Source organism: Bacillus fungorum, from assembly GCF_002746455.1.
Classification (GTDB): Bacteria; Bacillota; Bacilli; order Bacillales; family Bacillaceae_G; genus Bacillus_A; species Bacillus_A fungorum.
The window spans coordinates 306,856-317,858 of the sequence record NZ_NWUW01000005.1 but is presented as its reverse complement, the minus strand read 5'-3'; the positions used below and the strand labels follow the sequence as shown (position 1 = coordinate 317,858).

Genomic DNA, 11,003 nt, shown 5'->3' with positions numbered 1-11,003 from the left:
GACCAAACTTCTCTCGCTAAAGAAAGTTGGCCTATATTTAACTTACCAAATTACAGATGAAATAGAAAGTGAAAATGTCACCTTTTAGGTGACATTTTCATTGACAAAATCTTTTTTCAACAACGTGAAAAACTTGAGGTAACATTACCTCAAGTTTTCTCATTGCTCATTCCGCTTCTCTTCATTCAGCCTTTTAATATCTGTAATTAACTGCACCATCTCTTCTTTCGCATCTGGATACGTCTCATTCCAATGCTTCACTAAAGCTGGCATCGTCTTCGCAATATAAGAATAAAGTGCCCACTTTTGCACCTGTTCTTTTCTCTCTTCATTGCTCTCTCCAAGTAATAGTTCCGTGTATTTCTCTAACAATCCGCCAAATTGTTCGTTAAACTTTTCACTCATCTTATTTACCTCCTATATGAAAAAAGCAGCGAAAATCGCTGCTTTTCTTTATAATTTTGATCGAACAGAGTTTAATTTTTTCTCCATTGTGCTTACTTTATCACGACGATCATCGATACGAATTGTTGTTGCAACGCGCTGTGCACCTTTCGTATATGGAACTTCATGCATTTGTTGGATTACTTCTAGAATGACAGGAAGATCTCCTTCAATAACTGTATTCATTGGTGTTAATTGATACTTCACGCGATCTGCATTTTTCTCTAGCACCTTTTGTACTTCTGCTACATATTCACTCACACTTGGATTACCTGTTCCTACTGGAATAATCGATACGTCAACAATTGCCATAGTAGTTTTCCTCCTATAATTGCTTCTTATATATCCATTGTCTATTTTACCGAAATACGCATCATTTTACTAATTTGTTATTCCTCTATTTTAAACTGCTCAACTAATCTTTCTAAGTCTCTCATATGCTCGGTCAAACTTTCCATCGTATGAGCTACCTTTTCTAGATGATTCACTTGTGACTCAGTTGCAGCATTTACTTCTTCCGAAACAGCTGCGCTTTCTTGACTCGTACCAGCAATGGTATGCATTACCTCTGTAATTTCTCCTTGCTCGTGACCGATGTTATTTACCTCTTCTACAATTTGTTCCACTGACGTACTAATCGTATTTACAACTGACATAATTGTGCGGAATTCCGTTTCTGCCTCTGTCGTAACTTTATTTTGTACATCCGCAATATCTTTCAATTTACTTACAACTTCTACAACTCGTCTTACTTCTACTTGTACATCACCGATCATCGTCGCAATTTCTACTGTTGCATCTTTTGATTGTTCCGCTAATTTCCTAACTTCTTCAGCAACAACAGCAAAGCCTTTACCTTGTTCACCCGCACGTGCCGCCTCAATTGAAGCATTTAAAGCAAGTAAATTCGTTTGATCCGAAATACCTTTTATAAGCTCTACAACATTTTGAATCGATCCAGCTCTTTGCTCTAACTTTCCGGATGCTTCCTCTGTATGAACAACTATCGAAGATGATTGGCCCCTCGTACGAACTAAATTACGCATCGTATTTAATCCTTGCTTAGATGCCTTTTCCGCTTTGCCAGCCACTCCTTTTATTTCACCAACAGAGTTATTCATTTGTTTCACTGACTGTGCCATTTTCTCGAGCTGCTCTGAAACTTCATCTACACTATTAGCAAGAGTAGAAGCTCCTCCGCTCACATCATCCATTGCACCTGACACTTCTCTACTAGCGGCTACAGTTTCATTCGTTAAGTAATGTAGATTATTCGTTGATTGTTGCACTGTTGATACACTATTTTTAATTTTGCTTACCATCTCATTCATTTGCTCAACCATATGATTAAAATGGTTCGTCAGTTCTCCAACTTCATCCTTACTTGTCACTTTCATTTGCAGCGTTAAATCACCTTCCGCTACTTTTTGAACATGATTCGTTAATAGTTGCAATGGTCTCGCTAATCTTCTTGAGAACAAGTATGAAGCTGTGATTCCAACTAATAAGCTAATACATGCCATTATAATGACTGTATTTCTCGTACTATTTAATAGCCCATCAATCGTTTCTTTCGGATAAACAATCCCTATTTTCCATTCCATCTTATCAAACATTTGACTATAGGCTACTACATCTTTTCCGCCTAATGTCGTCACCGCAAATTTTGTTTCATCTTTATTCAAACTTTTTACAAGTGGTTCTTTTGAAACATCTTTTCCTACTTTCTCTGGATATACAATGGCAATATTTTTGTCATTTACGATAAACATTTCTCCGCCATTATTATATTGAATATTATGGAGTAGTTTTTGAATGGTTCCTAATGATACATCCATTGCTACTACCCCTAATACAGAGCCATCTTGTCCGACAATTGCTTTTGACACTCCAATACTTAACTTACCTGTCGCGATTTCATATTGTGGTTGTCCCCAAATAATTGATTTTGTATCAGATTCTGATGCTTTATACCACTGACGACTCGTTGGATCATACCCTTCAGGTACTTGTCCTCCGTCAGCAAGATTTGCACTCAACGTTTTTTTATCTTTTGTCCCAATGTATACATCTAAAATATCAGGATGGTTCTTTTTAAATCTTGAAAACTCTTTTAAAATAAAACTCTCTTCTTCTGGAGTAACTCCATCTTGTAACATGTTTTGAATATCATCATGACTTCCGTAATGACCCATATCTTCCTCAATTCGCTGCATAAATGCAGTTAACTGTTCTGTCACAAGATCCATCGTATTTTGAGAATACTGGTCTAAGGAGTGCGTTTCCTTCTCTTTTTGCAACTGATACACAGCTGTACCTAGTATTACAAACATCATAGAAATAAGTACCGAAAATACTACCGCAATTTTTAAACGTAAACTTCTCAACATCTTCCCCCAAGCATCCCCTTCTCGTTGTATTGTAATCATATTAATCATTATATTAAGTATAATGGATAAAATTAAAAAATTGAAACTAATTCTCATTTCAATCTGATTAGAAAACTTACTACCACTTGTGCAAAAACAAATAGTTCATTATCCTTAAAATATAATCTCATTTGTTCGGAGGGAACTATGTTACAAAAATTCGGTTTCTCACAATATGAAAGCCAAGCTTACGAAGTTGTCGTATCAAGCAACGAGCCATTAGATGCTACGACGATTGTGAAGCATTCTGGTGTTCCAAAAGCCAAAATATATGAAGTACTTGCACGCCTGATCGATAAAGGAATGGTAATGGATTCTGTTTCAGAAAAGAAAAAGCTATATACAGCATTACCACTCAAGCTAGCAATTGAAAAATTAACGACAGAATTCCAATCCAATATTAAAGAATTGGAAACGAATATATCAAAAAAATCATTTACAGATGACCGTGTGTGGAGCTTAAAAATGCAATCTTCTATTCGAGTTCAAAGTAAAGAACTCATTGAGAGTGCAAAAGGATCGATTCGCATTTCAGCTTGGAATGATACTCTTTTAGAATATCTTCCGTTATTAGAAGAAAAGGCAAAACAAGGCGTCAAAACCGAGTCCCTTATCGTTGGAAAAGTAGAAACAGCGTTAGAAAACATGCATTTTCTAATCCCAGCTGAAGAACCTAACGCATTAGAGCGCTACTTGCTCCTCATCGTTGACGACCGTGAAATTTTATTTGCTGGTGTAGAGCAAGAATCATGGCAAGCGATGAAAACAATGTCACAACCTTTCGTGAAGTTCTTTACAGAATTTTTCTATCATGACGTTGCACTTGCAAAGATTACCCAGAAACACCATGATCTCTTTATGGAAGATGAGGAAATTAAGAGTTTGTTGATGAAGTTAAGGTATTAATTGAATGATAAAAAAGGAGTCTAATTCTTCACCGAGACTCCTTTTCTTTTTGCTCCTTTATATCCATCAACAGTTCAATGATTTTCTCATTTTGCTCCACTTGTTTCTCAGAATTTTGATAGATGAAACGAACCCATCTTAATACAAAAACAACTATCAATATCGGTAGTAGTGCAATTATCATACCGAATACCGAGAAATTAGACATCATTTTCCATCACCTCGCTATATACAATTTTCTCCATCTACCCACTAACCCCTTCCATTTTTTATAAATAAAAAAGAACCTATCAAACGATAGATTCTTCCTTCGCAAACTGAGTAGAACGTCCTCTCGTAATCGAGAAAATTGCACAAAGCAGCGCTAATATAATAAAGCCACCACCTACCCAAGCGTTATATATAACAGATGATTTTTCAATAACAACTCCGCCTACTGTTGAACCGAGTGCAATTCCTAAGTGAAGGGCAGAGTTATTTAAACTTTGCTGAATACCAGCTGATTCTGGTGCAATTTCAATTAAATAATTTTGTTGTGCTGGTGAAATAGCCCAGCTCAGCATACTCCAAAGTCCCATCATAATAATGAACAGCGGGAATGAGAATGTCATTAATGGCAATATGAAGATCGCACACGCAAATACGATAATAATTGAGATAATACTTTTCTTCGATCCCCACTTATCAGCAAGCCATCCTCCAAGTCCGCCTCCAAGTACCGCTGCAACTCCGAAAATAAAGTAAAATACACTAATCCAATTCGCTTCCACATGCATCACATCTTTTAAGAAAGGTGTTAAATATGCATATAGTGTTAAATGGCCCGTTAAAAATAAGAATGATGTTAACTGTGCACTTACGATTTTTTTATCTTTTAACGTAGCAATTTGTTCTCTTATTGATAATACCGATGCCGGTGGTACTTTCGTTAAGAATAATGAAATACAAGCGATTGCCATAACTGTTAAAATCGAAATGAGTACAAATGGTGCACGCCATCCGTATGCATTTCCGAGTACAAGGCCAAGCGGTACTCCAAGTACAAGTGACCCACTAATCCCCATGAAAATGATTCCAATTGCACGCGCACGAAAATGCGGTTCTACAACGCTAGAAGCAAGTGTTACTGACAGTGCAATAATAAGCGAACCACTCGCTGCACAAATTACCCTTGAGAACATTAACATCCCATAATTCACACTAAATGCTGAAATAATATTTCCGATTAAGAAAATCGATAATGCCCCAACATACAATATTTTTCTTTCAAACTTCCCTGTTAACGCCAATAAAACCGGACCTGATAAAGCAAATACTACTGAAAATATTGTGATAAGCTGACCAGCTGCACTAATAGATACACCTAAATCATTGGCAACTAAATCGAGCGTTCCTCCTATAATTAGCTCAACCGTTCCGACTACGAAAGCCGCGATAGCTAAAATATACACACGAAAATTCAAGTCTTTCCCCACGCTTTCTATTTTGGTTACTACGATTATAGTAACCAAAATAGAAGTTGAACACAAGTACAATTTTTTTACAGTAAAAAAGGTAGGCGTATTATACGCCTACCCTTCGATCATGACACTTCATTTTTATTCTTCTTATTTAAATACCAATATACTGGAAGTCCAGTAAAGACAATTCCAATGGATAAGAAACAACTTACCGGATCATTAATAATTGCACTACCAATTACAAAGAGCGAACCGAAAATCGCAACGATTGGTACGATTGGGAATAACGGTACACTGTATGCACGCTCTTTATTCTTATTACGTTTTCTTAAAATGAAGACACCAATAAACGTCATTACATAGAAAATATAAATAATGAATACGGAAATCTCAGATAGCTTATTCGGATCACTAATAATCATTAAAATAATTCCTAAAATGATTTCAACAGTAATCGCATTTGCTGGTGTTTTAAATCTTGGACTTTCCTTTGCAATAAACTTAGCAAATGGAAGTTGTCCACGCTCTGCCATCGACATCGGGATACGTGGGAACGTTAAAATCTTTCCATTTAAACAACCGAAAATAGAAACGATAATACCGATACTAATAATTTTCCCGCCATATTCTCCAAGTAGCATGCCCGCAGCTGTCGCTGTTGCATTTTCTCCAAGGTCTACAATTTCCGCTGCTGGTAATACATTTAATAATGCCAAGTTAATTAATACGTAAGCAGCTGTTACAATTAAAATCCCAACTGTCATTGCTTTCGGTAATAACTTTGTTGGATTCTTCATTTCCCCGCCAATCGAAGCAAGTAAAATCCAGCCGTCATAAGCAAATAACGTTGCTAAAATTGCCATCCCGATGCTTTGATTTTCTGATATCGGCACAACTACGTTAAAGATATCGCTATTCCCTTTCCAAAAACCTAACACAACAATTAATACGATTGGAATCATCTTCCCAATTGTCGTGATTGTTTGGACGATACCTCCGTATTTTGTTCCCATACTATTTACAACGCCAAGGAACACAACTGTTCCAATTGCGATTGGTAAATTCCATACTTTATCTAAATAGAAAAAATTAATCATTAAAGAACTAAAGTATAACCCTAATGTTCCAATAATAGCTGGCCCATAAACAATCGTTTGCATCCAGCCTGATAAATATCCCCAAAAACTTCCGTAAATCTCCTCTAAATACGTATACAACCCACCATTTTTCGGGATTTGCGCTCCAATTTCAGCTACTGTTAAACCACTTGCTAACGTCAACAGACCACCAATTACCCAAGCAAGAATCGCCATATTAGAACTCCCTGAGTAATCTAATACGCTCCCTGGTTTCATAAACACACCAGACCCAATAATCGTTCCTACTACGATAGAAAGTGCTACCGTTAAACCAATTTTGTTCTTCTCATCATGATGCATCTGCGTATCCTCCTTCCAATCCTAGTGTGATGCAAAAATGAAATAAAAAAACACTCCTCCCTAAAAAAGGGACGAGTGTTGTATTCGTGGTTCCACCCTTGTTTCAATTCGTAAAGTAACACACTTCACCAATTTCTCAAGTCTAAATAACGGTTTTTGCCGGCAAGCAATTACTAGATGTTCGTTCACTGCTGCAGTTCAGAGGTGGTAATCTATTTTTTCGTATTAGGAAGCTCACAGCCAAAGGCTTCCCTCTCTGAGAATCGTAAAAAATTGATCATGTCCTCATCATCACTTCTTGATGTCGAATTTTGTAGTTATTGTTCATTATATTGAATTGTTAGAAAAAATCAATATATTTTTTTATATAACATACGAAATATTTCTCTTCTTATATTATAACAGAATTTACAACGCTTCTCTAATTCCCTAAAAATGGTATAATCCATATAGGAGGTGCACCAATAATGATTGCTGTTTTTTGTATCATCGCTACGTTTCTTTCTGTTCTATTCGCTATCATGTATCGGCACAAGTATCCTGGTTATAGCATTTTAGCGGTAGCTATTATACCAGCTGTTTCCTTCTACGTATTAGGTAAATATCAATATACGGAAGTGTTTATCGGTTTTGCAATCTTCTACTGCGTCTTTGGATATATACTAACAATGAAAAGAATTTTATTGAATCATTAAAATGGACCGATTTCTACTTATAGAAATCGGTCCTCGCACGTACCTTCCGGTTGCCCACACGAAAGATACGACATAGTTCAATTATTTATCTTCTTTTTTCATAAAAAATTTACCCCGCATTAACGGGCAGTAAAACTTCCACCTTAAAATCCAGCGAATACAGGGATGAAGTTGGAAGATTAACTGCCCGTAAAAGCCCGATTGGTTCAACTAATAATCAGTGGAAATGCACCACTGATTACAGTTTCACTTTATGGTGCGAAAGATCAACATTCAATGCCTCTAATTGTTTCTTTTCATTGTCTAAAATCGCTTTTGCTTTTGTTTTTGTTGCCTCATCTAATCCCGCAAAGATGTCTTCATGTTTCTCTTTCTCCGGAAGTTTCACACCTAGTTTTGTTAATTCTTCTTTTGCTTGTTCATGTGTTAATTTTCCGAATTTTTCTTGTTCAAAAATAGACTTTGCTTTTTCCTTTGCCTGATCATCTAAGTCAGCAAGCATGTCTTTATGCTTACCCTTTTCTGGCATTTTCACGCCTAGTTTCGTTAATTCTTCTTTTGCTTGCTCACGTGTTAATTTCCCAGATTTCTCTTGTTCTAAAATTGATTTCACTTTTTCTTTTGTCGCTTCGTCTAAGTTAGCAAACATGTCCCCATGTTTACCCTTCTCTGGCATTTTCACGCCTAACTTTGTTAATTCCTCTCGCGCTTGTTCACGTGTTAATTTTCCAGATTTCTCTTGCTCTAAAATTGATTTCACTTTTTCCTTTGTTGCTTCATCTAAGTTTGCAAACATGCCTCCATGTTTACCCTTCTCTGGCATTTTCACGCCTAATTTCGTTAATTCTTCTTTTGCTTGCTCACGTGTTAGTTTCCCAGATTTCTCTTGCTCTAAAATAGACTTCGCTTTTTCTTTCGCCTGATCATCTAATCCTGCAAACATATCTTTACGTTTTTCTTTTTTTGGAAGCTTTACACCTAGCTCCTCCAACTGTTTCTTTGTATCGTTCATAATCGTTTTTATTTTTTGTTTTGTAGCGTCATCTAAATCTTTTTTCGCCGTTTTTGTAGGTTGCTCAGCTGCTGGATTATTCGTTGCCGCGAATGCCGGAATACCAACTCCTCCAATGATTCCGAATGATAAAGCACCTGCAATCGCTAAATACCCAACTGTTTTCTTCTTCATAGGAAATTTCCTCCTTCATAGTTCTAAAGCATGTACACTTTCGTATACAAAGCCTATAGTAATATTGGTTTCTTAAAATTTCCTTAACGACTTAACAAAAAACACCGCTCATCCCGAGCGGCGTTGTTCTAAGCTTTTTGTAATTGTAATTCTTCACGTTCCATTATTTTTCTTAATACAATTGTTTGTGTCATTGTAAATAAATTACCCGTTATCCAGTACAACACAAGTCCTGATGGCGCCGCAAATCCCATAAATAAAATCATTGCCGGCATCATAATTTGCTGTATTTTCAGCATCTGTACTTGTTCTCCAGGTGTAATATTAGATTGGAAAACTTTCATCTGAATAAATGTCGTTAGCGCTGCCATAATCGGTAATATATGATAAGGATCTGCATGTCCTAAGTTCACCCATAAAAATGAAGATGTGCGAATCTCTTCTGTTCGGCTAATCGCATAATACAAAGCAGAGAAAATTGGCATTTGTATAAAGATTGGCCAGCAACCAGCTAGTGGATTCCAACCGCCTGATTTCATTAGTTCTGACATTTCCTTTTGATATTGCTTTTGTTTTTCAAGATCTTTACTTACATCACCGTATTTTTTCTTTAGCTTCTGCAATTCAGGTTGCATTTTTTTCATTTTTGCTTGGCTACGATATTGCGAAACTGCTAATGGAATCATAGCTGAACGAATAACGAGCGTCATAATAATGATAGCAATCCCGAAGCTAGCTCCCGGTATATGATGAGCAACAAATTGAATCATGAACGAGATTGGATATACGAAATAATGATCCCAAATTCCCGTACTATGTGCATCAATTGGGGCTGCATTACTGCAACCAGATAAAACAAAAACAAGTAATAATGATAAACTAACGAGCACAGCTCGGTATGATTTTAACATGTTCATTCCTCCAATGTTTCGTAATTATTTAGCGAAACATTGGTGGATACGGACCGACCTCGTCATTCTCTTCACTTGATTCTTGTCTGCGTACAGAACGAATCATTCCATATTTATAAAAAATTGAAAATAGCGGTACATTTCCTGCACTATCTTCACATGTATCAACTAACGCAAATGCTCTCTGTCTACCGCTCGATGCTTGCTGACGCACAAAACGAGAAACGTTAGCGAGAAAGAAAACTTCTAATAAACAAAGTGCCGTTGTTACAAACGATATATATAGAATTGCATCCTGCAATAAAAATTCCATCGCTTCACATCCTTAATAAGGTCATTTTAGCACATTCGGCAAACATTCTCTATTTCCTTTTATCGTCAAAAAAAGTATTTTGCATATTTTCTCAAGAAAACAATAATTAAGAAACATTGTATTCGCTTTCTTTAGTATATTCACACACATCAATGAATAGACTTGATTTATTAGAAATTTAGAAAATTTTTGCATTATAATAAAACTATTGCCAGTTTTTGAAAAAACCTTTATTCTCTTCTTGTAATCAAAAATGAATATGGAGATGAAACATACTATGGGTCAACTAGGAGACGCCGATTACGTTCCCGACACCGCCTTTTTATCCTTCCCAGCAGCTAAAACATTTCACTTAGAATTTATCATACAGTTGGTTGTTATTTTCGCAGCTTCTATTTTGTATGCAATTTCTATGAATATGTTCTTTATCCCGCATAACATGATTAGCGGTGGATTCGCTGGTGTAGGGATGATTATCGGTTATGTAATGCACTACAATATCGGTGCACTTATCTTTTTACTAAACATTCCTCTTCTTATTTTAAGTCACTTTTACTTAGGCAAGAAGACAACCTTTTTAACAGCGTACTTTGTAGCTGTATCATCGTTAGCGATGAACATTATCCCTGTACACCAAGTTTCAGACGATATTTTACTATCTTCTGTATTCGGTGGTGTAATCTGCGGAGCAGCTTCCGGAATCATATTCCGATTTGCTTCTTCAACAGGTGGTTTTGATGTTGTTGGATTGATTGTAGCGAAACATCGAGATATTTCAATTGGAGCAATCATCTTTGGATTCAACTTAATCTTACTTGTTGCAGCAGGATTTATTTTCGGATGGGATATTACACTTTATACGTTAATTAGCCGGTTTGTAGTTAGTAAAGTAATTGATGCCGTGCATACGAAACATATTAAATTAACGATAATGACAGTTACAGAAAAAGGCGAGGAAATAAAAAGCGCCCTACTACATCACGGCATACGCGGGGTGACAATGGTAGATGCTGTCGGCGGCTATACAAACCATAAGAAAAAAATGATTTACACTGTCGTGACTCGCTATGAGTTAGGCGAAATGAAACGTATTATCCGTCAAGTGGATAACAAAGCATTTATGAACATTACTGAAACAGTTGAAATTGTCGGCCGTTTCAAACGTATATAAAAAAGATCAATACATTAAAGGGCATAACATATTAGTCACATACAATATG

The 11,003-nt window shown here is 36.3% G+C and carries 12 protein-coding genes and 1 other annotated feature; of the genes, 3 read left to right on the top strand and 9 right to left on the bottom strand.

Annotated features, from left to right (window positions below; translation table 11 throughout):
* Positions 1-159: 159 nt before the first annotated feature.
* From CO726_RS10215 to CO726_RS10205, 3 genes are all read right to left on the bottom strand, one after another.
* On the bottom strand, positions 160-405 hold the full coding sequence (locus CO726_RS10215; protein ID WP_099684170.1) for a YusU family protein: 246 nt from the start codon (positions 403-405) through the stop codon (positions 160-162).
* 48 nt (positions 406-453) lie between these two features.
* The gene (locus CO726_RS10210) at positions 454-756 is read right to left on the bottom strand and encodes an MTH1187 family thiamine-binding protein (protein ID WP_001018862.1); all 303 of its coding nucleotides are present in this window, start codon (positions 754-756) and stop codon (positions 454-456) included.
* Between the two features lie 77 nt (positions 757-833).
* Positions 834-2,834: a methyl-accepting chemotaxis protein gene (locus CO726_RS10205; RefSeq protein WP_099684169.1), complete on the bottom strand. Its 2,001-nt coding sequence runs from the start codon at positions 2,832-2,834 to the stop codon at positions 834-836.
* 186 nt (positions 2,835-3,020) lie between these two features.
* On the opposite strand from CO726_RS10205, the gene CO726_RS10200 reads away from it, so the two are divergent.
* On the top strand, positions 3,021-3,779 hold the full coding sequence (locus CO726_RS10200) for a TrmB family transcriptional regulator (protein WP_099684168.1): 759 nt from the start codon (positions 3,021-3,023) through the stop codon (positions 3,777-3,779).
* Between the two features lie 28 nt (positions 3,780-3,807).
* Here the strand turns inward: CO726_RS10200 and CO726_RS10195 are convergent, their stop codons facing one another.
* From CO726_RS10195 to CO726_RS10185, 3 genes are all read right to left on the bottom strand, one after another.
* Positions 3,808-3,990, bottom strand: coding sequence for a hypothetical protein (locus CO726_RS10195; RefSeq protein WP_099684167.1), 183 nt, complete (start codon positions 3,988-3,990; stop codon positions 3,808-3,810).
* A 79-nt stretch (positions 3,991-4,069) separates the two neighbouring features.
* Entirely contained in the window at positions 4,070-5,314 is a 1,245-nt protein-coding gene (locus tag CO726_RS10190; RefSeq protein ID WP_342750523.1) for an MFS transporter, read from the bottom strand.
* A gap of 47 nt (positions 5,315-5,361) precedes the next feature.
* Entirely contained in the window at positions 5,362-6,678 is a 1,317-nt protein-coding gene (locus tag CO726_RS10185; RefSeq protein ID WP_099684165.1) for an APC family permease, read from the bottom strand.
* A 64-nt stretch (positions 6,679-6,742) separates the two neighbouring features.
* Positions 6,743-6,979, bottom strand: a binding site (T-box leader).
* Positions 6,980-7,145: 166 nt separating this feature from the next.
* Here CO726_RS10185 and CO726_RS10180 point away from each other — a divergent pair.
* A complete protein-coding gene (locus tag CO726_RS10180; RefSeq protein WP_098759686.1) occupies positions 7,146-7,373 on the top strand; it encodes a hypothetical protein in 228 nt (75 codons plus the stop codon).
* A gap of 238 nt (positions 7,374-7,611) precedes the next feature.
* Here CO726_RS10180 and CO726_RS10175 read toward each other — a convergent pair whose 3' ends face one another.
* The 3 genes from CO726_RS10175 to CO726_RS10165 all read right to left on the bottom strand — a co-directional run bounded on the left by CO726_RS10175 (position 7,612) and on the right by CO726_RS10165 (position 9,783).
* Positions 7,612-8,559, bottom strand: coding sequence for a hypothetical protein (locus CO726_RS10175; RefSeq protein ID WP_099684164.1), 948 nt, complete (start codon positions 8,557-8,559; stop codon positions 7,612-7,614).
* Positions 8,560-8,687: 128 nt separating this feature from the next.
* Positions 8,688-9,470, bottom strand: a complete 783-nt coding sequence (gene yidC, locus CO726_RS10170; protein ID WP_099684163.1) for a membrane protein insertase YidC — start codon at positions 9,468-9,470, stop codon at positions 8,688-8,690.
* Positions 9,471-9,498: 28 nt separating this feature from the next.
* A complete protein-coding gene (locus tag CO726_RS10165) occupies positions 9,499-9,783 on the bottom strand; it encodes a hypothetical protein (RefSeq protein WP_098583814.1) in 285 nt (94 codons plus the stop codon).
* 277 nt (positions 9,784-10,060) lie between these two features.
* Between CO726_RS10165 and CO726_RS10160 the strand changes: the two genes are divergently transcribed.
* A complete protein-coding gene (locus CO726_RS10160) occupies positions 10,061-10,954 on the top strand; it encodes a YitT family protein (RefSeq protein ID WP_098759684.1) in 894 nt (297 codons plus the stop codon).
* Positions 10,955-11,003: the final 49 nt, after the last annotated feature.

What these genes read in the sequence shown, in the direction of transcription:
- CO726_RS10205 (WP_099684169.1), bottom strand. Translation starts at nt 2,834, where the DNA reads ATGTTGAGAAGTTTACGTTTAAAAATTGCGGTAGTATTTTCGGTACTT.
- CO726_RS10185 (WP_099684165.1), bottom strand. Translation starts at nt 6,678, where the DNA reads ATGCATCATGATGAGAAGAACAAAATTGGTTTAACGGTAGCACTTTCT.
- yidC (WP_099684163.1), bottom strand. Translation starts at nt 9,470, where the DNA reads ATGTTAAAATCATACCGAGCTGTGCTCGTTAGTTTATCATTATTACTT.
- CO726_RS10180 (WP_098759686.1), top strand. Translation starts at nt 7,146, where the DNA reads ATGATTGCTGTTTTTTGTATCATCGCTACGTTTCTTTCTGTTCTATTC.
- CO726_RS10165 (WP_098583814.1), bottom strand. Translation starts at nt 9,783, where the DNA reads ATGGAATTTTTATTGCAGGATGCAATTCTATATATATCGTTTGTAACA.
- CO726_RS10200 (WP_099684168.1), top strand. Translation starts at nt 3,021, where the DNA reads ATGTTACAAAAATTCGGTTTCTCACAATATGAAAGCCAAGCTTACGAA.
- CO726_RS10195 (WP_099684167.1), bottom strand. Translation starts at nt 3,990, where the DNA reads ATGATGTCTAATTTCTCGGTATTCGGTATGATAATTGCACTACTACCG.
- CO726_RS10160 (WP_098759684.1), top strand. Translation starts at nt 10,061, where the DNA reads ATGGGTCAACTAGGAGACGCCGATTACGTTCCCGACACCGCCTTTTTA.
- CO726_RS10210 (WP_001018862.1), bottom strand. Translation starts at nt 756, where the DNA reads ATGGCAATTGTTGACGTATCGATTATTCCAGTAGGAACAGGTAATCCA.
- CO726_RS10175 (WP_099684164.1), bottom strand. Translation starts at nt 8,559, where the DNA reads ATGAAGAAGAAAACAGTTGGGTATTTAGCGATTGCAGGTGCTTTATCA.
- CO726_RS10215 (WP_099684170.1), bottom strand. Translation starts at nt 405, where the DNA reads ATGAGTGAAAAGTTTAACGAACAATTTGGCGGATTGTTAGAGAAATAC.